Origin of the sequence: Paenarthrobacter sp. AMU7, assembly GCF_041200195.1 — a bacterium.
Lineage (GTDB): Bacteria > Actinomycetota > Actinomycetes > Actinomycetales > Micrococcaceae > Arthrobacter.
The window spans coordinates 4,262,548-4,281,886 of sequence record NZ_CP165735.1; the positions used below are offsets into that span (position 1 = coordinate 4,262,548).

Sequence of the window (19,339 nt, forward strand, 5' to 3'; positions counted from 1 at the left end):
GCGTGAAGGCAGGGGCAGCGGTAATCTTTGAGCCATGTCCTCGAATCCCCTTCGCCATGCGCTGTCCCGCATGGGCGGCCGCGATCCCCATGAAAAGCACCGCACAGCAACCCCGCTGGAGCTATTCTTTGACCTGACCTTTGTCATTGCCTTCGGTGTTGCTGGCAGCCAGTTCGCCCATGCGGTGGCGGAGGCGCACTTCTGGCCTGGGCTGCTGGCCTTCTCGTTCGCCATGTTCGCGGTGATCTGGGCCTGGATCAACTTCACGTGGTTCGCCAGCGCCTACGACACCGATGACTGGGTGTTCCGTGTGGTCACCATGGTCCAGATGGTGGGCGTGCTCATCCTGGCCATGGGCATCGAGCCGATGTTCCACTCGATCATCGAGGGCAGGCACGTGGACAATGTCACCATCGTGCTGGGCTACATCATCATGCGGGTGGCCCTGATCTTCCAATGGCTTCGCGCTGCCCGCCAGGATCCCGAACGCCGGGATACCTGTTTGCGCTATGCAAAGTACGTGGCGATCGTCCAGATCGGCTGGGTTGTTGTGCTGTTGGTGGACGCGAGTGTCCTCACCACATTCCTTGTGGCAACTCCGCTGTTCATCATGGAGATGGCGGCACCCTACTTCGCGGAACGGGAGATCCGTACCCCGTGGCACGCCCATCACATCGCGGAAAGGTACGGGCTCCTGGCCATCATCGCCTTGGGCGAATGCTTGATTGGCGCCATTGAAACCTTGCGTGCCATTGTTGCTACCCATCAGTGGTCCGTGGATGCAGCACTGGTCGGGCTGAGTGGCACCGGGTTGGCCTTCGCCATGTGGTGGATCTACTTCATCCTGCCCTCCGGCCCGGCATTGCACGTCCAGCGGCATCGTTCGTGGGTGTTTGGCTATGGGCACATGCCGGTCTTTGCCGCCATTGCCGCCACAGGTGCGGGCCTGCACGTTGCCGCGTACTTCATTGATCATGAAGCACACATTCCCGCGGCTGCCGCTGTTGCCTCGATTGCCCTGCCGATTATCTTGTTCAAGATCTCGCTCACAACGCTGTACAGCATCATGCTCGGGCTGGAACGCGAACACCTCGTGAGCTCAGCTTTGGTGGTTTTGGGCTTGGCTGGAAGCATAGCCCTGGCTGCCGCCGGAGCATCAGTCCCGGTGTGCATGCTGGAGATGATGCTTGTTCTGGGCCTGTCGATCGCCTACGACGAACGACGCGGCCACAAGGGTCGGGCCGCCGCGCTCCGAAGGCTGGAAAACGCCGCGGGCTAGGAGCTCGCGTTACAGGGCATTGCTGGGGCTTTTGCGCCAAATCCCGTCGCTGCGGGGCCCGCTTTGCGCGCCTTTTCGTCCCCGAGGCACGCAGAGCAGGCCCCACAACGGGCGCGGAGGGGTTACTCGGGAACGATCTCGTCCAGTTCCTGGAGCAGGTATGGGTTGATCCGTTCCAAGATCATCCTGACCTCGTCGCGGGGAACGGCCGTGTACAGCACAGGTCGGGCATCGGCGTAGCGGGTGACCGGCGGCTTGTCCGGCCACTTCTCCGCGAGGGCCTGAACCCGTTCCGGGAGCGAGTTGTGGGCGTTGTCCGCGATCTTCACCAACGTGGCGTCGTGATCCTCCGCAACAAAACGGATGCCGGCGTCGTAGTCATCCGGGTCGTCGTGGAAGCGGCGGGTGACACGCTCGATAATGTCTACCGCACGCTCGGACACGCCCATTTCCAGCAGTGCCTGCCGGGTGATGGGAGTGTCCTCGGCGATGTCATGAAGGTAGCCGGCGATCTGGATGTCCTCATCAAAGTCGGCCAGAGCATCGCCCACTGCCAGGACGTGCTCGCGGTAGGGGCGCTTGAGCTTGTCCTTCTGCCGGTTGTGGGCCACCTCCGCCAGGACCTGGGCTGTTTCTACAGTGAAGTGTGGTTCGGTCATGCTGGCCTCCGGGTTGAACATGGGATCAACGGCGATCGATCCCATGTTCAGGCTATCGGTTGTTCCGGGACGGCAAGCGCGTGGGGGGATCTACCAGTCCTGTACGGCGCGTGCGGCGATGGCGACGGTGACTGCCCTGGGCAAGCGCTGCGCAAACCCAGCCGTCACCCGGTTGACCCACCCGGAGACAACGCTGCCGGGCGTGTCCTTGCGACCCAGGGCTTTGATCGCTGTTCCAACAACCTGTTCGGAGGTCTGCATCTTGCCCACCGCGGCGGACTCGCCACCGAGGACGTCGAAGAACTCAGTGCGAGTGGCGCCGGGACAAAGGGCCAGGACGTTAAGTCCGGAGTTCTTGGTTTCGTGGGCCACGGCTTCAGTGAAGCTCAGGACGAAGGCCTTGGTGGCACCGTAAACGGCCATGCCGGGAATGGGCTGGAAAGCGGCAGTACTGGCCACGTTCACCAGGGCACCTTTTCCGGAGTCGAGCAGTTGCGGCAGAAAAGCCCGGGTGATGTCCACCAAGGCGGTCACGTTCAAGGAAATCTCAGACGCAATAGTGTCCGGATCTTCCTCAACCAAAGGCCCATGGGTGCCGAAGCCCGCGTTGTTGATCAACGTGTCCACGGTGATCCCGCGGCCGGCCAGTGAATCGAAGAGCTCGCGCCCCACCCCTGCACAGCCCAGGTCCATGGGGAGCACGGTCACGGTGACCCCGTGGCGGGAGCGCAAGTCCTGGGCCAACTTCTCCAGACGGTCTGCGCGCCTGGCCACCAGGACGAGGTTGGAGCCCCGGGCAGCAAATTGTCCGGCGAACTCAGCGCCGAGGCCGGAGCTGGCACCTGTAATGAGTGCAGTGGTACCTGCGTAGGTCATGGTCATGGCGGAATCCCATCGGTTGAGTAAGAGACTGATGTAGTCGCTGTCTACATGGTAGGCAGTGTCTACTTTGTTGTCAATGACTACATTGGCTTAGACTTGAGTCATGACTGACCAGCCCTACCACCACGGCAAACTCCGGGAGGCGCTCCTGGAGCGCGCCATGGAGACCATCGAGGAAGCCGGCGTGGAAGGACTTTCCCTGCGGCAGCTGGCCCGTGATGTCAACGTCAGCCACGGCGCTCCGGCTAAGCACTTCCGTGACAAGCAAGCCCTGATCGACGCCGTGGCGCTGGCTGGCTTTGAGTCGATGAACCGCCTGATCCGGGATGCCACCCAGTCCAGCGATGACCTCCATGGCCGTTTCGTCCGCGTCGGCAAGGCATACGTCGATTTTGCCGTTGAGCACCCCGCCCTGCTGACGGTGATGTACTCCACCAAACACCACCCCGATTCCAGCGAGGAACTGCGGAACACTGGCGCCCAGGGAATACATGTTGCCCAAGCCATGATCGCCGAGGCCCAGGAAGCCGGCGTCCTGGCCGAAGGCGACCCCGGGACACTGGCCATGGTGTGCTTCGTCAGCCTTCATGGGACTGCCCTCCTTGCGGCCGGCGGACACTTGGACGGCACTTCAGTGGATGACGTAGTTACCGCTGCCACCGACACCCTATGGGCAGGCATGGCGGCCGGAGTCCCGGCTGCCCAGCCCAGCTAAGCCGGGAGCCCAGCGATCACTTCCCGCACCGCCGCGCTCAGCTGGAAGTTGCGACAGCCCACTCCCCCGGGCTCCGCCTGCTGCGGCACGTACCCAAAGCCGAGTTCATACACAGGGTCCGCGAATCCCAGAGATGCGCTGGCGCCGTCGTGCCCGAATGCGCGGTAGCTGCCGAACGGCATCCGAGTGTGGGACTTCATGAACACCGTGGCAAAGCAGCCGGTCTCTCCAAAGACGCGGTCGATCCCGAAAACCTGCTCGCGGGTTACCGCACGAATGGTCTCCTCCGTCAGGAGAGGGGGAACGGCGGGTTCGCCTTCCAACCCTGTCAGCACTGCAGCGTAGATTCTTGCCATCCCATCCGCACTCGCCACTCCAGCAGCCGAGCTCAACCCCGCGGCCCGCACCTCCCGGATGTTGGGCAAGTCCAGGATGTCGCCCACGGCAGAGTTGGCCGCCAGTCCGGCGTGGCTGGCAGGATCCACCCACGGCCACGCCGGATCGGCCGCCCAGCGGAAGGGAGCGAAGCGGGCCTCTTCGGCGTCAGGCAGGCCAAGGTAGAAGTGTGCTCCGGTTGCGGCCCGGATCCGCTGTTCAAAGACGTCCTGGAGGGTGGAACCGGTGATGCGGCGGCACAGCTCCTCCATGAAGATACCGATGGTCAGTGCGTGGTAGCCGAAAGCAGTGCCGGGTTTCCATAGCGGCGGCAGTTTGGCGAGCTTGGCGGCTGCGAGCCCGGAGTTGTTGACCTCGTGGAGGGTGAGGCCGCCTTCCACTCCAAGGAGCCCGGCCTGATGCGAAAGAAGCTGGGCAACGATGATCGAAGCTTTCCCCTCGGCACCAAACTCCGGCCAATACTTGGTCACCTCGGCATCAAGGTCCAAGGTGCCGTCCTGAACCAGCAACGCCATGACCAGGCCCGCCATGCCTTTGGAGCAGGAGAAGACGCCCGTAACCGAATCCGGGCGGATATGCGGTCCGCCGCTGAGGTCCAGCACTTTGACGCCGCGATGGTAGGCCGCGACTTGCGCCGAATACTCCGGATCCTGATCGAGGAAACTGCCGAAGAGCTCGGCGACGGGTTCGAAACCTGGGGCGATCACCTTTGCATGCATCCAGACAGCCTACGTGGTGGGCGTTTCAGGGCCGGGGGGTTTTCCACACCCACGGCTCCTTGGGGAGGCTCCGGGGGCGGAAGTGCGGCAACGCCTCCTCCAGGGTTCCGGCAGGCAGGCCCACCGATTCAAGGATCAGGTCACGGACTCTTCCGGCAGGAATTCCGACGGCGGCGAGGTCGCCCAGCGTGACCGCACCGTCGCGCTTTGCCAGCCTGGCGCCGTCGTGGTTTACCACCAGTGGCACGTGGGCATATTCGGGAACGGGCAGGCCCAGCAGCGTCGCCAGGTAGGCCTGCCGCGGGGTGGAAGGGAGGAGGTCGTCGCCGCGCACCACCTGGTCGATTCCCTGGGCGGCGTCGTCCACCACAACTGCCAGATTGTAGGCGGTCACTCCGTCATTTCGACGCAGCACAAAGTCGTCCACCATGCCCCTATAGATGCCGCACAACTGGTCCTCAACAGCCCACTCAACAACGTCCGCCTGGAGGCGTATCGACGCCGGGCGTGACGCGCGCCGGATCTCCCGTTCAGCGTGGGACAACCGCCGGCAGGTCCCCGGATACGCGCCCTGCGGCGCATGCGGCGCCGACGCTGCTTCCTGGATTTCCCGGCGGGTACAGAAGCATTCGTAGGTGCGGCCCTCAGCAGTGAGGCGCGCAATCGCTTCGTCGTAGAACGCCGCGCGTTCAGTCTGGCGCACGACGCCGGCGTCCCACCTGACGCCGACGGCCTCCAAATCGCGGAGCTGCTCCGCTTCGGCGCCGGACCGGGCACGGTCCAGGTCCTCGACGCGCAGCAGGAAGTCCCTTCCGCTGGACTTCGCGAAGAGCCAGGCCAGGATGGCCGTACGGAGATTGCCGACGTGTAGTTGGCCGGAAGGGCTCGGGGCGAAACGGCCAGCTGAAGTCATGCTCCAAGCCTATGTGGCCGTGCTCCGCGGCGTCCGCCGGGACGGGGCAATGCAAGAGCCCCTCAGCTACCGCAACGATCCGGTGGCTCAGGGGCTCTTACTGTGCTGCCCGCACGATACGGGCGAGTGCAGAATGACAATGCTGTGAACAAGAGTCAATCAGCGGCTGCTTCCTTGCGGGAAACCTGTGCAGGGATCCGGGTGGTGTTCCGGATGCCTGGTGCCTGCGGGGTCCGGCGGTAGCCTTGCCCTGCTTCGTTGTCACCATTTGAGCAGGAGACATACAGTTGGTGCAACGGACACAAAAAAGAATGGTCGATCTGACCAGTCTGCTCGGAAAACTTGGACAGGAAGTGGTCACTTTGCAGGAACTCGACGCGACGGACCGGCGAATCCTGGCCGCCCTCGACAACGATCCCCGTGTGCCCATCATGGTGCTGGCCCAGAAGCTCCATCTCGCGCGGGGAACTGTGCAGTCCCGCTTGGAACGGATGACGGCCGCCGGAGCCCTGCGACCGAACAGCAGCCGCGTCCTGCCGGCGGCCTTGGGGCGTGGCGTCGCGGCTGCGGTCAGCGCCGAACTGGACCAAAGCCACTTGAATGAAGCCATCGCCGCACTCCGGGACATCCCCGAAGTCCTCGAGTGCCACGCACCCGCCGGCGATACCGACCTCATCATCAGGGTGGTAGCCAAGAGCCCGGACGATCTTTACCGCGTGTCCGAGGAAATCCGCCTATGCCCCGGAATCGTGCGCACGTCCACCAGCATGTTCCTCCGCGAAGTGATTCCCTACCGGACAACTGGGTTGCTTGCCGAGTAGGCCGGGACTATACGGGCGGGCCGATGTTGGTTTTCAAGTTCTTCATCACCAGGGTTGACGTCAGTCGTTCCACGGCTGGAAGAGCCGCGAGTTCGTCGTCGTAGAAGCGCTGATAGGCAGGCAAGTCTGCGGCAATGACCTTCAACAGATAGTCGGGGGAGCCAAACAGCCGCTGCGCCTCCACGATGTTGGGACTGGCTGTCACGCGCTCCTCGAATTCGGCCATGATGGTGCGCTCCACCTGCTTGAGGGTGACAAATACTATCGCTTCGAAACCCAGCCCCACGGCAGCAGGATCGATGTCGGCACGATAGCCGCGGATCACCCCTGACGACTCCAAGTCCTTCAGCCGCCGATGGCATGGAGCCACGGTCAAACCCACCTTGGAGGCCAAGGCTGTCGACGTCATTCGGCCATCCTCTTTAAGGTGGCGCAAAATACTTCTATCGATTCCGTCAATCACGCAAGAATCTTACCCAAAATGCCGGATTAAGGGCTAAATCCGGGAACACTTATGGGCGGATTTTTCCTAGAGTTTTCCTACCAACTACCTCTGGAGAGATCGTGAATCCGCAGCTGTTCCTCGCCTTCATGCTGGTGGCCGTCAGCTTGGCGTGCACCCCCGGCGTCGACTGGGCGTATTCAATCTCGGCCGGCCTACGCCAACGCAGCTTCGTTCCCGCAGTGGCGGGCCTGTGCAGCGGGTATGTCATCCACACATTGCTGATGGTGGCCGGCTTGGCCGCTCTGCTGGCAGGAGTCCCGGGACTCCTGGGATGGCTGACCATCGCCGGTGCGGCCTACTTGTTGTGGCTCGGCGGCTCGACCATCCGCTCGTGGCGAGGTGCGAGCTTCAGCGCGGAAGCCGGCGTCGTGCAGTCCGGAAACCAGCTCCGCACCTTCCTTCAAGGCATGGGTACCAGCGGCATCAACCCCAAGGGCCTGCTCTTTTTTATCGCGCTGGTACCGCAGTTCGTCAGCCCCGAGGCAGCACTGCCCGTTCCGATCCAGTCAGGTTTGCTGGGCCTAACCTTCGTGATCCTGGCAGGGGCGGTCTACACCGGCGTGGCCCTGACGTCCCGGAAGTTGCTGGCTTCCCGGCCGGGTGCCGCGCGGGTTGTGACGCTGACCAGCGGGATCATCATGATCGGACTGGGAACAGTGCTGTTGTCCGAGCAACTCCTCCCGCTGCTGCTGCAGTTGCAGCCGGCGGGCGCTTAGGCAGCAAGCAGTTCGTCCAGCCGCTCGTATCCTTCGATCACGCCGTAGTCCATTCCCGTTGCAAGGGCCATGTCGCGGGCTTCCACGGAGGGGTAGACCTCGTGGGCGACCATCCGGGTCCTGCCGTCGATTTCCTCGAAGGTGGTGGTGCTGATGACTACCTGGTTGGGTGCGCCCTCGAACTCCACTGTCTGGATGATCAGTGCGTCGGCTTCAACGGTGTGGAAGACGCCGCGGAAGCCATACATTCCGTTGTCGTCACCGCTTTCGTAGCGCCAGCTGCCGCCGGTGGTGGCGTTGTACTCGGTAATTTTGGTGACCGTGCTGCGCGGGCCCAGCCATTTGGCCAAGAGGTCCGGGTCAACATGGGCCTTGAAGACCGCACTGACGGGAGCATCGAATTCGCGGACTGTATCAACGAACGGGACGCCGCTGTCAGCGGTGATTGTTGTTGGATTGCTCATTTCAGTTCCTCTTTCTTCTTTGCTGTTGTGTTCTCGTGTTCTTGGTGGGAGATGCCCGCACCCAGCAGTTCGTCCAACTGCCGGAAGCGGGATTCGGCGATCAGCCGGTACTGGTCAATCCAAGCCGTCAACCTCTCCAAAGCTGCTGCATCCAAATGAACCGGCCTGCGCTGGGCATCCCGGGATCGGGTCACCAGGCCCGCATGCTCCAGGACCTGAATGTGCTTGGAAACCGCCTGCTTGGTGATGGCGAATGGTTCCGCGAGCTCATTGACAGTGGCATCTCCCCGGGACAGCCGGGCCACCATGGCCCGCCGCACCGGATCCGCCAACGCCATAAAAGCCCTGTCCAGGGTGTCCGACCCCGGGGCATCGTGTTCCATCGCCGCTTCAACCCTTCGTCCTCAACCAAACCTAATTCAATCAATTCATTGATCAACTGTTTGGTTGATTAAGAGAATACGCTTCCTCCCCCGAGGACGCAATGGTTTTTTATTCGCCGCCCAGCTGCCTGAAGTCGTTCTCCCAAAGGCGCCGCATTTCAGCGTCTTTCCGGATGACCTCCAGCGTCTCCAGCTCAGCCGGAGGGGCAGGACGCCTGGACCGCGGAGTCAGGGTTCGGCGGCCTTGGTCAAGCGCGAGGAGTGCCCTGTCTGTCAGTGCATCGTTCTTCAACGCCAGGTTGGTCTTCCGCCGCCGGAGGACTTCCTTCAAGGCCAGCTGCGCGGATTCGATGTCACCCCGGGCCCGCTGGGAACGCGCACGGATCAGCAACAAGGCAGCCGATAGGTCGTCGGTGTTCAGCAAACCTTCGGTCCACAGCACCACGTCCCGGTGCCGCTCCAGCGAATACGCCGCCGTGCAGCGCGCCAGGGCAGAAGGCAACGACGGCGGCAAGCCGACCACTGCTTCCAATGCCGACTCGGTCATCCCCATCTCCCGCAGGCAATGGGCCAGCGCCAGGAACACGGATTCCTCACTGAACAGAACCGGAACCTCGATGCGTTCGGCTACCTCGACTTTGGTGACCACCTGCCCCAGGTACGAAGCCGAGAACTGGCTGGCGTCGTCGTCGATCCTTGTTGTTAAACCGCGCTGCAGCAGCTCCGAAGCCCGCAGGAACCCGCCATGCTTGTATGCGAGCAGGCCTGCCATAACGTGGCATAAGCCGGCCCACCCCGGATTCATGCGGCCAAAAGCGAGAAGCCCATCCGGCTCCGTGGAGGTGAACACGGCTTCGTGCATCGCCTTGGCCGTCTTGGAGGAAAGCATCTTCAACCGCGGTACGTTGCCCACCACGGACAACCTCGCGTGGTCACGTCCGCTCAGCACGCCGGACAGCACGTCATTCACACCGTCGGCCAGGCCACGGACCGGGGTGCGGACGCAGCCCTCGCGGAAGGGCGTGAGATCGCGGGTGTCGTGGAAGATCGTGTGCACACGTCCGTTCGGAGCTTGGCTCATAAATCCATGCTAACCGCCGCTGAACTGGGCACATCCCCTGCTATCGGAGGCATTTCAGGAGTATTATGGCGGCGTCGGCAAGGTTTTGCCACACCCCTTGCCGCAGGTCGGCTCTCCATGAGAAGAGCCGGGTAACCGCGTGAAAGGGAGGACTGATGACCACCGCTTCGCACCCCGCCGAACACCACCACATGATGGGGTTGACGCTTCGCAACACCGCCATGGGCGTTGGCATTGTATTTCTGCTGGTAGGCGTCCTGGGGTTCATCCCGGGAATCACCACCAATTTCGGCGCCATGACCTTTGCTGGACATGAGTCAGGCGCCATGCTGCTTGGAATCTTCCAAGTGTCCATACTCCACAACATCGTTCACCTGCTGTTTGGCGTGGCCGGCTTGGCCATGGCAAGGAACGCACGCATGGCCCGCCTGTTCCTCCTGGGCGGCGGCGCCGTGTACATCGTTCTTTGGATCTACGGCCTGGTCATCAACCAGGAAACAGCTGCCAACTTTGTCCCGTTCAACACGGCTGACAACTGGCTGCACCTGATCCTCGGCGTTGCCATGATCGGCTTGGGCGCCTGGCTGGGCAGGGATGCCATGGACGAAACAACAACGGCCCGACGGAAGATGTAAACCTTCCCGCACGCGTTGTGAACAAACGACGGCGACCGCTCCCCCTGAGGGGACGGCCGCCGTTTTTCTTTACACATCCAGGCCATTTTCGTCCCCCTCTCATATCCCTAGCCCATCACCCGCACGCTCTCTCACTTGGCTGAAGAAGGCCGCCCACCGTTAGGCAACCCAACAAGTGCCAATGCCGCAGCCAGGGGCGGCCACGGCAGCGCCCCCAAGCACGAGTGATGTGAGAGAGGGACCCACCCAAGCACGAGGGACGTGAGAGAGGGACGCACCCAAAGACGAGGGACGTGAGAGAGGGTCAGAGGACCTTGCGGATGGTCTCTTCGAAGCTGACCACGTGGTGCAGGGCGAGCTCGGCGGCGCGGTCTTCGTCGCCGTCGGCGATGGCCGTGAGGAGGTCGGCGTGTTCGGAGATGTGACCGGACACGGAGGGCATCTTCTCGAGCATGTGGCACCAGATGCGGGTGGCGAGGTTGTCGTATCGGATCAGAACGTCTTCGAGGTGCGCATTGGCGGAGGCTTTGTAGATGAGCCGGTGCACCTGGATGTCATAGCGCATGAGTTCCTGGGAGGAATTGTCCTGGCCTTCAAGATCACGGATGGCCGCTGCGACGCCGCGAAGCTCGGAACGCATGGCGGGGCTGGCCATGCGGGCAGCCTTCCTGGAGGCAAGCGGTTCCAGGAGCTCGCGGATTTCGGAGACTTCGGCGAGCTGGGTGATGTCCACGCCGGTGGCGAAGGTGCCGCGCCGCGGGTACGACACCACGAGATGGTCGCTTTCAAGGCGTTTGATGGCTTCGCGGACGGGGGTGCGCCCGATTCCCAGTTCTGCAGCAATCTGGCCGTCATTAATGGGGTCGCCGGGCTTAATGTCCAGCATGATAAGCCGGTCGCGCAGCAGCAAGTAGGCGTTCTCCGCCAGGGACGTGCCCTGCGGAACTGATTCCAGTGCTTCCAGTGCTGCGCTCATTAGTCTCTCCCGTTAGTCGCATACATAGTCTGCTGGATGAGTTACCGCTGACCTGTTGACGACTATGTGATCTCCAACATACTATGGCAATAATTCTAATATATCAGTTGCCTAACAGTCGGCCACTAGACAAGCTTTGAAGGAGAACACCATGGTTGAACCGCTGATCCGCCCGCTCGCCCAGGCGGACCCGGAGGTCGATCAGGCGATCGCCCAGGAACTCATCCGCCAGCAGTCCACGCTGGAAATGATCGCCTCTGAGAACTTCGCCCCCACGGCCGTCATGGAGGCCCAGGGATCGGTGCTGACCAACAAGTACGCCGAGGGCTACCCGGGCAAGCGGTACTACGGCGGCTGTGAGCACGTAGACGTGATCGAACAGCTGGCCATCGACCGTCTGAAGTCCTTGTTTGGTGCAGAGTTCGCCAACGTCCAGCCCCACTCCGGAGCCCAGGCCAACGCCTCGGCCATGCACGCGCTGATCACCCCCGGCGACACCATCATGGGCCTGAACCTGGCACACGGTGGCCACCTGACCCACGGCATGCGCATCAACTTCTCCGGCAAGCTCTACAAGGTTGTCCCCTACGGCGTCCGCGAGGACACCCACACTGTAGACATGGCTGAGGTCGAGCGCCTGGCTCTTGAGAGCAAGCCGCAATTGATCGTCGCCGGCTGGTCTGCTTACTCCCGCCAGTTGGACTTCGCCGAGTTCCGCCGCATCGCCGACCTGGTGGGTGCCTACCTCATGGTGGACATGGCCCACTTCGCGGGTCTCGTAGCCGCGGGTCTGCACCCCAGCCCGGTGCCCCACGCCCACATCGTCACCAGTACCACGCACAAGACCCTCGGCGGTCCCCGCGGTGGCGTGATCCTGACCAACGATGCCGACATCGCCAAGAAGGTCAACTCGGCAGTCTTCCCCGGCCAGCAGGGTGGTCCGCTGGAGCACGTGATCGCCGCCAAGGCCGTGGCCTTCAAGATGGCCGCTGAGCCGGAGTTCCAGGAACGGCAGGTCCGCGTTCTTGAAGGCTCCAAGATCCTGGCCCAGCGTCTCCTCCAGGACGACGTAGCTGCAGCCGGCATCTCCGTTGTCAGCGGCGGCACCGACGTCCACCTGGTCCTTGCCGATCTCCGCCATTCAGTGCTCAACGGCCAGCAGGCAGAAGACACGCTGCACCGCATCGGCATCACGGTCAACCGCAACGCCGTTCCCTTCGACCCCCGCCCGCCGATGGTTTCCTCGGGCCTGCGCATCGGCACTCCCGCCCTCGCCGCCCGCGGTTTCAAAGCTGAGGACTTCACCGAAGTCTCGGACATCATTGCGACGGCGTTGATCGCCGCAGCGAACAGCGGCACCAAGGCCACAGGCTCAGAGACAGGCACCGAAGGTGACGTCACCCTGGACGAGGCCACCGCCGTCGAACTTCGCCGCCGCGTGACCGCGCTGGCAGACAAGTTCCCGCTTTACCCGCACCTGAACAACAACGGCAATGGCGCCGCAACCGAAGCAGAACTGATTGGAGCAGCCCAGTGAGTGCAGACCACCTCCCCGAACACCCGGACTTCCTCTGGCGCAACCCGGACCCGAAGAAAAGCTACGACGCCGTAATTGTGGGCGGCGGCGGGCACGGCCTGGCCACCGCGTACTTCCTGGCGAAGAACCACGGCATGACCAACATCGCCATCCTGGAAAAGGGCTGGCTGGCCGGTGGAAACATGGCCCGCAACACCACCATCATCCGTTCCAACTACCTTTGGGACGAGAGCGCCGCCATCTACGAGCACGCCCTCAAGCTCTGGGAAATCCTCCCGGAAGAGCTGGAGTACGACTTCCTGTTCAGCCAGCGCGGCGTCATGAACCTGGCCCACACCCTGGGCGATGTCCGCGAAAGCGTTCGCCGCGTGGGTGCCAACCGGCTCAACGGCGTGGATGCTGAGTGGCTGGACCCTCAGCAGGTCAAAGAACTCTGCCCCATCCTGAACATCAGCGACAACATCCGCTACCCCGTCATGGGCGCCACGTACCAGCCACGCGCAGGCATTGCCAAGCACGATCACGTGGCGTGGGCCTTTGCACGCAAGTGCGACGAACTGGGCGTGGACATCATCCAGAACTGCGAAGTCACCGGCTTCATCAAGGACGGCAACCGCGTCACTGGAGTCCAGACCACCCGCGGCACCATCAACACCGAAAAGGTGGGCCTCTGCGCCGCCGGCCACAGCTCAGTCCTGGCAGAAATGGCCGGCTTCCGCCTGCCGATCCAGTCGCACCCGCTCCAGGCCTTGGTCTCCGAACTGCACGAGCCGGTCCACCCCACAGTTGTCATGTCCAACCACGTGCACGTGTACGTGTCCCAGGCCCACAAGGGCGAACTGGTAATGGGCGCCGGCGTGGACTCCTACAACGGCTACGGCCAGCGCGGCTCGTTCCACGTGATTGAGGAGCAGATGGCAGCAGCTGTTGAGCTCTTCCCGATCTTCGCCCGGGCCCACGTGCTCCGGACCTGGGGCGGCATTGTGGACACCACACTGGACGCCTCGCCGATCGTGGGGCTGAGCCCCGTGGAGAACATGTTCGTCAACTGCGGTTGGGGAACCGGCGGCTTCAAGGGCACTCCGGCGGCAGGCCTGACCTTCGCGCACACCATTGCTACGGGCGCACCGCACAAGCTGAACAAGCCGTTCGCGCTGGAACGCTTCGAAACCGGCGCCTTGATCGACGAACACGGCGCCGCAGCCGTAGCCCACTAGCCAGGACAGGACTGAAAAGACATGCTCCTCATTTCATGCCCCAACTGCGGGCCACGCGACGAAACCGAATTCCACTACGGCGGCCAAGCACACATCGCCTACCCGGAGAACCCGAACGACCTCACGGACCGCGAATGGGCTGAATACCTGTTCTACCGCGAGAACACCAAGGGCACCTTCGCCGAGCGCTGGGTCCACAGCACTGGCTGCCGCCAGTGGTTCAACATGCTCCGCGACACCGTGAGCTACGAAATCCACTCCATTTACGGGATGGGCCAGCCCCGCCCGGACCTCACAGTGAACAGCCCGAAGAGCGAACCGGACAAACCAGGGGAGTTCACCCAGTCCGGGGACTTCGGGCAGGCCGGCGAACCCGGGCTCGCCGCCGGAGCCACCGCCCCCACGGCAACCACCCCCATCTCCTCGGAAGGAGTCTAGAAGTGACCAACAAGAACGCACGCCTCGCCACCGGCGGACGCATCGATCGCAGCATCTCTTGGCGCTTCACCGTGGACGGCCAGGAATTCACCGGCCACCCTGGCGACACCATCGCTTCGGCGCTGCTCGCCAACGGCCACATCAACGCCGGCAACTCCCTCTACGAGGACCGCCCCCGCGGCATCATGGCCGCCGGCGTGGAAGAGTCCAATGCCTTGGTCAAGATCGCGCCCCGCTTCCGCGGACACGTTGCCGAGTCCATGCTTCCCGCCACCGCAGTGTCCTTGGTGGACGGCATGAACATTGAGCTCCTGTCCGGCCTTGGCAAGCTTGATCCCAACGAGGACAAGGCTGAGTACGACAAGAAGTATGTCCACACGGATGTCTTGGTCGTCGGCGGTGGCATCGCCGGCTTGGCAGCCGCCCGCGAAGCTGTCCGCACCGGGGCCCGCGTCATCCTGATCGACGACCAGCCCGAGCTCGGAGGCTCCCTGCTCTCCGGTTCCACCGCCCCGGAGCTGGCCGAACAGATCGAAGGCAAGCCGGCCCTGGAATGGGTTGCTGACGTCGAAGCCGAACTGGTTTCCGCCGGCGAATGCACGGTGCTGAACCGCACCACTGCCTTCGGTTCCTACGACTCCAACTACTTCATCGCAGCCCAGAACCGCACGGACCACCTCAGCGTCCCGGCAGCATCGGGTGTCTCGCGCCAGCGTATTTGGCACATCCGTGCCAAGCAGGTTGTCCTGGCTCCGGGCGCCCACGAGCGTCCGTTGGTGTTCGAGAACAACGACCGCCCCGGCATCATGCTCGCCTCGGCTGCCCGCACCTACCTGAACCGTTACGCCGTGGCGGCCGGTTCACGCGTGGTCATCACCACCACCAACGATTCCGCTTACGCACTTGCCGCAGACCTGAAGGCAGCAGGCGTGGCGGTTGCCGCCGTCGTCGATGCCCGTCCGCAGATCAGCGCAAAGGCAGCCGCCGCCGTCGAGTCCGGTATCCGGGTCCTGATCGGCAGCGCCGTGGCTGACACGTCGGCGGACGAGAATGGCCGCCTGAATGGCGTCACCGTCCGCAGCATTAACGACGACGGCGACCTCACCTCAGGCGTCGAACAGCTCGCTGCCGATTTGCTCGCCGTTTCCGGTGGTTGGAGCCCGGTGGTCCACCTTCACAGCCAGCGCCAGGGCAAGCTGCGTTGGGATGATGAGCTCGCTGCCTTCATTCCCACCAAGCCGGTCCGTGACCAGCAGGTGGTTGGCGCCGGCCGTGGCAGCTTTGAACTGCAGGACTGCCTGGCAGAAGGCATCTCGGCGGGAGCGGCAGCGTCCATCGCCGCTGGCTTCGAATCCGCCACCACCCCGGTGGAACTGCAGGCACCTGTGGCCAGCGCTCCAAGCCGCCAGCTCTGGCTGGTCCCCGGCCAAACCGGTGAGCCCGGCGAATGGCACCACCACTTCGTCGACTTCCAGCGCGACCAGTCCGTGGCCGATGTCCTCCGCTCCACCGGGGCCGGCATGCGCTCCGTGGAGCACGTCAAACGGTACACCTCCATCAGCACGGCCAATGACCAGGGCAAGACCTCCGGCGTCAACGCAATCGGCGTCATCGCCGCGGCGCTGAAGTTCGGCGGAGCTGAGAACATTCCGGGGGTCGGCGAAATTGGCACCACCGCTTACCGTGCGCCGTTCACGCCGGTGGCCTTCGCAGCGTTGGCAGGCCGCCAGCGTGGCGAACTGTTCGACCCCGCCCGCGTCACCTCCATCCACCCGTGGCACGTTGCCCAGGGCGCACTGTTCGAAGATGTTGGACAGTGGAAGCGCCCCTGGTACTACCCGCAGGCCGGGGAAGACATGGACACGGCAGTCCTGCGTGAGTGCGCAGCGGTCCGCGACTCCGTGGGCTTCATGGACGCCACCACTCTGGGCAAGATCGAGATCCGTGGCAAGGACGCCGGCGAATTCCTGAACCGCGTGTACACCAATGCGTTCAAAAAGCTCGCCCCGGGATCCGCCCGCTACGGTGTCATGTGCACCTTGGACGGCATGATCTTCGACGACGGCGTAACCCTCCGCTTGGACGAGGACCGCTACTTCATGACCACCACCACCGGAGGCGCAGCCAAGGTGCTGGACTGGCTGGAAGAGTGGCACCAGACGGAGTGGCCGGAGCTCGATGTGGTCTGCACGTCCGTAACGGAGCAGTGGAGCACCATCGCCGTGGTTGGCCCGAAGTCCCGCGCAGTGATCGCCAAGGTTGCTCCCCAGCTCGCCGAAAACGGTGGCCTGGACGCTGAAGCCTTCCCGTTCATGACGTTCCGCGAGACCACTCTGGCCTCCGGAGTGCAGGCACGCGTTTGCCGCATCTCCTTCTCCGGCGAACTGGCCTACGAAATCAATATCCCGTCCTGGTACGGACTCAACACCTGGGAAGCTGTTGCTGCCGCAGGTGCGGAGTTCAACATCACCCCGTACGGCACCGAAACCATGCACGTGCTCCGCGCCGAGAAGGGCTACCCGATCGTTGGGCAGGACACCGACGGCACGGTCACCCCGCAGGACGCCGGCATGGACTGGATCGTCTCCAAAGCGAAGGACTTCATCGGCAAGCGCTCCTACCTTCGGCAGGACGCCAGCCGTGAGGACCGCAAGCACCTGGTGAGCGTCCTTCCCGTGGACCACTCGCTGAGGTTGCCGGAAGGTACGCAGCTGGTGGAAAAGGGCATCCCGCTCAACCCGGCCTCCGGACCCGTCCCCATGGAGGGTTTCGTGACCTCCAGCTACCACAGCGCCGCGCTGGGCCGTTCCTTCGCCCTGGCACTCATTCACAACGGCCGCAACCGCATCGGCGAGACCCTGGTGGCCTCGCTGGGAGACCAATTGGTGGACGTGGTTGTTGGCGAAACCGTACTTTTCGATGCTGAAGGGACCCGCAAAGATGGCTGAAACAGCAACACCAGCAGAAACCGCACACGTCGACCGCGTCCGGGGCGCCCGCCGCAGCCCGGCCGAACACTTGGCTGAGGCCTTCACCTCCGGCTCCGTGCCGGGCACGGTGACGCTCACCGAAATCCCTTACCAGGCCATGGTGGGCATCCGGGTTCACCCAGCGTCCGACGCCGGTGCCCGCGTTGCGTCCGTGACCGGCGGCTTGCCTGCCACCTGCGGTGCAGTGACGGGCGGTGCGGTTTCAGATAAGGGTTCCGTCAACACCCTGTGGCTCGGCCCCACCGAGTTCCTGGTGGTAGCTCCGGAGGAAGCCCACGATTCGTTGGGTGGCTCCCTGGTCAGCGATCTGACCTCGGCGCTGGGTGGCGACGCCGGCCAGGTGGTGGACCTGTCCGCCAACCGCACCACGTTTGAGCTCTCCGGCAGCCACGCCCGCGCAGTGCTGGAGAAGACCTGCGCCTTGGACCTGCATCCACGGGTCTTCAAGGCCGGCACGGCTGTCTCCACTGAGCTCGCGCACATCCCGGTGATGCTCTGGAAGACCTCGGATGAGTCGTACCGGATCTTTCCCCGGGCCTCGTTTGCCGATTTCCTGGGACGCTGGCTCCTCGACGCCATGCGGGAGTACGCCTCGCCTGAGGTCCCCTGATGGCACTGAGTGTGCTTGATCTGTTTTCTGTTGGCATCGGACCGTCGTCTTCACACACGGTAGGCCCCATGCGCGCGGCAAAGCAGTTCACGGACGGTCTTGAATCGTCCGGCCAGCTTCCGGCTACGGTGCGCGTCCAGGCAGAGCTTTTCGGCTCCCTGGGCGCCACCGGCCGGGGCCACGGCTCAGACAAGGCCGTGGTGCTGGGGCTGCAGGGCCACTCCCCTGAAACCGTTAATACCCACACAGCCGATGACCAGGTTGCGGCCGCGGCACTCGACGCGGAATTGCACCTGGCCGGCAACCACCGGGTGGACTTCAACTGGGACGAGGACGTGGTCCTGCACCGCCGCAAGTCGTTGCCCGCCCACCCCAACGGGATGACCTTCCGGGCGCTGGACCACACGGGCACCGTACTCCGGGAACGCAGCTTCTACTCCATCGGGGGCGGCTTCGTAGTGGACGGTGACGTCTCCGGAGCCGACAAAGTGGTAGCCGATGACACCGTCCTGCCCTACCCCTTCACCACGGCAGATGAACTGCTGGCCATCTGCCTACGCGAAGGCAAGTCCATCTCGGACATCATGCTGGCCAACGAACTCGTATGGCGTTCCGAGGAAGAACTCCGCGAACGGTTGCTGGGGATTTGGGCCGTCATGCAGGAGTGCGTGGACAACGGCTGCTCTGCCGAGGGAATCCTGCCGGGAGGACTGAAGGTCAGGCGACGGGCGCCGTCGCTGTTCAAAACGCTTGCCGCCACTGACGCCGCCAACAAGGCCGACGGCGCTGCCTCCAATCCTTCGGACCCGCTGCTCGCCATGGAATGGGTCAACCTGTTCGCCCTGGCCGTGAACGAGGAAAACGCCGCGGGCGGCCGGATTGTCACCGCACCCACCAATGGTGCTGCCGGAATTGTCCCGGCCGTGCTGCACTATTACACCAAGTTTGTTCCGGGAGCCAACGACGACGGTGTCGTGCGGTTCCTGCTGGCGGCGGCCGCCGTCGGAATCCTGTTCAAAATCAACGCGTCCATTTCCGGTGCCGAGGTCGGCTGCCAGGGTGAGGTTGGCTCCGCCTGCTCCATGGCTGCCGCCGGCCTCTGCGAAGTCCTGGGCGGAACGCCTGGGCAAGTGGAAAATGCCGCCGAAGTGGGCATCGAACACAACCTGGGGCTCACCTGCGATCCCGTGGGCGGGCTGGTGCAGATCCCCTGCATCGAACGCAACGCGATCGCCAGCGTCAAAGCCATCAATGCCGCCCGCCTTGCCCTGCACGGCGACGGCAGCCACAAGGTGTCCCTCGACAAGGCCATCAAGACCATGCGCGAGACCGGCGCCGACATGAAATCCAAGTACAAGGAGACCTCCCGTGGAGGCCTCGCCGTCAACGTAGTGGAGTGCTAG

20 protein-coding genes are annotated in these 19,339 nt (G+C 63.5%); 11 read left to right on the plus strand and 9 right to left on the minus strand.

Annotated features, from left to right (window positions below; all coding sequences use genetic code 11):
• Positions 1 to 34: 34 nt before the first annotated feature.
• Entirely contained in the window at positions 35 to 1,279 is a 1,245-nt protein-coding gene (locus ABQM86_RS19560; RefSeq protein ID WP_369745344.1) for a low temperature requirement protein A, read from the plus strand.
• A gap of 122 nt (positions 1,280 to 1,401) precedes the next feature.
• On the opposite strand, the gene ABQM86_RS19565 is transcribed toward ABQM86_RS19560, so the two are convergent.
• Both ABQM86_RS19565 and ABQM86_RS19570 read right to left on the minus strand, forming a co-directional pair.
• Positions 1,402 to 1,983: an HD domain-containing protein gene (locus tag ABQM86_RS19565; protein ID WP_242703428.1), complete on the minus strand. Its 582-nt coding sequence runs from the start codon at positions 1,981 to 1,983 to the stop codon at positions 1,402 to 1,404.
• 45 nt (positions 1,984 to 2,028) lie between these two features.
• Positions 2,029 to 2,820 (minus strand): SDR family NAD(P)-dependent oxidoreductase, encoded by a 792-nt coding sequence (locus ABQM86_RS19570; protein WP_369745345.1) that lies wholly within the window; start codon positions 2,818 to 2,820, stop codon positions 2,029 to 2,031.
• 103 nt (positions 2,821 to 2,923) lie between these two features.
• On the opposite strand from ABQM86_RS19570, the gene ABQM86_RS19575 reads away from it, so the two are divergent.
• Positions 2,924 to 3,535: a TetR/AcrR family transcriptional regulator gene (locus tag ABQM86_RS19575; RefSeq protein WP_207595272.1), complete on the plus strand. Its 612-nt coding sequence runs from the start codon at positions 2,924 to 2,926 to the stop codon at positions 3,533 to 3,535.
• Here ABQM86_RS19575 and ABQM86_RS19580 read toward each other — a convergent pair.
• Positions 3,532 to 4,650: a serine hydrolase domain-containing protein gene (locus ABQM86_RS19580; RefSeq protein WP_369745346.1), complete on the minus strand. Its 1,119-nt coding sequence runs from the start codon at positions 4,648 to 4,650 to the stop codon at positions 3,532 to 3,534. The genes ABQM86_RS19575 and ABQM86_RS19580 overlap by 4 nt on opposite strands.
• A 25-nt stretch (positions 4,651 to 4,675) precedes the next feature.
• Complete coding sequence (gene gluQRS, locus ABQM86_RS19585) at positions 4,676 to 5,563, minus strand: tRNA glutamyl-Q(34) synthetase GluQRS (RefSeq protein ID WP_369745347.1); 888 nt, start codon at positions 5,561 to 5,563, stop codon at positions 4,676 to 4,678.
• Between the two features lie 311 nt (positions 5,564 to 5,874).
• Between gluQRS and ABQM86_RS19590 the strand changes: the two genes are divergently transcribed.
• Entirely contained in the window at positions 5,875 to 6,384 is a 510-nt protein-coding gene (locus ABQM86_RS19590; protein ID WP_369745348.1) for an Lrp/AsnC family transcriptional regulator, read from the plus strand.
• Positions 6,385 to 6,391: 7 nt separating this feature from the next.
• Here the strand turns inward: ABQM86_RS19590 and ABQM86_RS19595 are convergent, their stop codons facing one another.
• Positions 6,392 to 6,847, minus strand: a complete 456-nt coding sequence (locus ABQM86_RS19595; protein ID WP_280624280.1) for an Lrp/AsnC family transcriptional regulator — start codon at positions 6,845 to 6,847, stop codon at positions 6,392 to 6,394.
• 101 nt (positions 6,848 to 6,948) lie between these two features.
• On the opposite strand from ABQM86_RS19595, the gene ABQM86_RS19600 reads away from it, so the two are divergent.
• Complete coding sequence (locus ABQM86_RS19600) at positions 6,949 to 7,605, plus strand: LysE family translocator (protein WP_369745349.1); 657 nt, start codon at positions 6,949 to 6,951, stop codon at positions 7,603 to 7,605.
• Here the strand turns inward: ABQM86_RS19600 and ABQM86_RS19605 are convergent.
• The 3 genes from ABQM86_RS19605 to ABQM86_RS19615 form a co-directional block, all read right to left on the minus strand.
• Complete coding sequence (locus ABQM86_RS19605) at positions 7,602 to 8,069, minus strand: SRPBCC family protein (RefSeq protein ID WP_207595277.1); 468 nt, start codon at positions 8,067 to 8,069, stop codon at positions 7,602 to 7,604. The genes ABQM86_RS19600 and ABQM86_RS19605 overlap by 4 nt on opposite strands.
• Positions 8,066 to 8,452 (minus strand): metalloregulator ArsR/SmtB family transcription factor, encoded by a 387-nt coding sequence (locus ABQM86_RS19610; RefSeq protein WP_280624286.1) that lies wholly within the window; start codon positions 8,450 to 8,452, stop codon positions 8,066 to 8,068. The genes ABQM86_RS19605 and ABQM86_RS19610 overlap by 4 nt, the downstream gene beginning before the upstream one ends.
• A 109-nt stretch (positions 8,453 to 8,561) precedes the next feature.
• The gene (locus ABQM86_RS19615; protein WP_369745350.1) at positions 8,562 to 9,533 is read right to left on the minus strand and encodes a hypothetical protein; all 972 of its coding nucleotides are present in this window, start codon (positions 9,531 to 9,533) and stop codon (positions 8,562 to 8,564) included.
• A 155-nt stretch (positions 9,534 to 9,688) separates the two neighbouring features.
• Here ABQM86_RS19615 and ABQM86_RS19620 point away from each other — a divergent pair, with 155 nt between their 5' ends.
• A complete protein-coding gene (locus ABQM86_RS19620; RefSeq protein WP_207595280.1) occupies positions 9,689 to 10,168 on the plus strand; it encodes a DUF4383 domain-containing protein in 480 nt (159 codons plus the stop codon).
• Positions 10,169 to 10,472: 304 nt separating this feature from the next.
• Here the strand turns inward: ABQM86_RS19620 and ABQM86_RS19625 are convergent, their stop codons facing one another.
• The gene (locus tag ABQM86_RS19625; RefSeq protein ID WP_089596525.1) at positions 10,473 to 11,144 is read right to left on the minus strand and encodes a GntR family transcriptional regulator; all 672 of its coding nucleotides are present in this window, start codon (positions 11,142 to 11,144) and stop codon (positions 10,473 to 10,475) included.
• A 151-nt stretch (positions 11,145 to 11,295) separates the two neighbouring features.
• On the opposite strand from ABQM86_RS19625, the gene glyA reads away from it, so the two are divergent.
• From glyA to ABQM86_RS19655, 6 genes are read left to right on the plus strand one after another with little or no spacing between them, the layout of a single operon-like run.
• On the plus strand, positions 11,296 to 12,681 hold the full coding sequence (gene glyA / locus ABQM86_RS19630) for a serine hydroxymethyltransferase (RefSeq protein WP_242703429.1): 1,386 nt from the start codon (positions 11,296 to 11,298) through the stop codon (positions 12,679 to 12,681).
• Positions 12,678 to 13,898 carry a sarcosine oxidase subunit beta family protein gene (locus ABQM86_RS19635; protein WP_011776430.1) on the plus strand — a complete coding sequence of 407 codons (1,221 nt, stop codon included), beginning with the start codon at positions 12,678 to 12,680 and terminating at the stop codon, positions 13,896 to 13,898. The genes glyA and ABQM86_RS19635 overlap by 4 nt, the downstream gene beginning before the upstream one ends.
• 21 nt (positions 13,899 to 13,919) lie before the next feature.
• Positions 13,920 to 14,336 carry a sarcosine oxidase subunit delta gene (locus ABQM86_RS19640; protein ID WP_369745351.1) on the plus strand — a complete coding sequence of 139 codons (417 nt, stop codon included), beginning with the start codon at positions 13,920 to 13,922 and terminating at the stop codon, positions 14,334 to 14,336.
• 2 nt (positions 14,337 to 14,338) lie between these two features.
• Positions 14,339 to 17,284: a sarcosine oxidase subunit alpha family protein gene (locus ABQM86_RS19645; protein WP_369745353.1), complete on the plus strand. Its 2,946-nt coding sequence runs from the start codon at positions 14,339 to 14,341 to the stop codon at positions 17,282 to 17,284.
• Complete coding sequence (locus tag ABQM86_RS19650; RefSeq protein ID WP_207595286.1) at positions 17,277 to 17,936, plus strand: sarcosine oxidase subunit gamma; 660 nt, start codon at positions 17,277 to 17,279, stop codon at positions 17,934 to 17,936. Before ABQM86_RS19645 ends, ABQM86_RS19650 begins: the two co-directional genes overlap by 8 nt.
• Positions 17,936 to 19,339, plus strand: coding sequence for an L-serine ammonia-lyase (locus ABQM86_RS19655; protein WP_280624300.1), 1,404 nt, complete (start codon positions 17,936 to 17,938; stop codon positions 19,337 to 19,339). Before ABQM86_RS19650 ends, ABQM86_RS19655 begins: the two co-directional genes overlap by 1 nt.

Bases quoted from the DNA above. Each gene is read 5' to 3' on its own strand.
- ABQM86_RS19610 (WP_280624286.1), bottom strand. From the start codon at position 8,452: ATGGAACACGATGCCCCGGGGTCGGACACCCTGGACAGGGCTTTTATG.
- ABQM86_RS19650 (WP_207595286.1), top strand. From the start codon at position 17,277: ATGGCTGAAACAGCAACACCAGCAGAAACCGCACACGTCGACCGCGTC.
- ABQM86_RS19605 (WP_207595277.1), bottom strand. From the start codon at position 8,069: ATGAGCAATCCAACAACAATCACCGCTGACAGCGGCGTCCCGTTCGTT.
- gluQRS (WP_369745347.1), bottom strand. From the start codon at position 5,563: ATGACTTCAGCTGGCCGTTTCGCCCCGAGCCCTTCCGGCCAACTACAC.
- ABQM86_RS19570 (WP_369745345.1), bottom strand. From the start codon at position 2,820: ATGACCATGACCTACGCAGGTACCACTGCACTCATTACAGGTGCCAGC.
- glyA (WP_242703429.1), top strand. From the start codon at position 11,296: ATGGTTGAACCGCTGATCCGCCCGCTCGCCCAGGCGGACCCGGAGGTC.
- ABQM86_RS19640 (WP_369745351.1), top strand. From the start codon at position 13,920: ATGCTCCTCATTTCATGCCCCAACTGCGGGCCACGCGACGAAACCGAA.
- ABQM86_RS19620 (WP_207595280.1), top strand. From the start codon at position 9,689: ATGACCACCGCTTCGCACCCCGCCGAACACCACCACATGATGGGGTTG.
- ABQM86_RS19655 (WP_280624300.1), top strand. From the start codon at position 17,936: ATGGCACTGAGTGTGCTTGATCTGTTTTCTGTTGGCATCGGACCGTCG.
- ABQM86_RS19625 (WP_089596525.1), bottom strand. From the start codon at position 11,144: ATGAGCGCAGCACTGGAAGCACTGGAATCAGTTCCGCAGGGCACGTCC.
- ABQM86_RS19565 (WP_242703428.1), bottom strand. From the start codon at position 1,983: ATGGGATCGATCGCCGTTGATCCCATGTTCAACCCGGAGGCCAGCATG.
- ABQM86_RS19575 (WP_207595272.1), top strand. From the start codon at position 2,924: ATGACTGACCAGCCCTACCACCACGGCAAACTCCGGGAGGCGCTCCTG.
- ABQM86_RS19615 (WP_369745350.1), bottom strand. From the start codon at position 9,533: ATGAGCCAAGCTCCGAACGGACGTGTGCACACGATCTTCCACGACACC.
- ABQM86_RS19580 (WP_369745346.1), bottom strand. From the start codon at position 4,650: ATGCATGCAAAGGTGATCGCCCCAGGTTTCGAACCCGTCGCCGAGCTC.
- ABQM86_RS19560 (WP_369745344.1), top strand. From the start codon at position 35: ATGTCCTCGAATCCCCTTCGCCATGCGCTGTCCCGCATGGGCGGCCGC.
- ABQM86_RS19590 (WP_369745348.1), top strand. From the start codon at position 5,875: ATGGTCGATCTGACCAGTCTGCTCGGAAAACTTGGACAGGAAGTGGTC.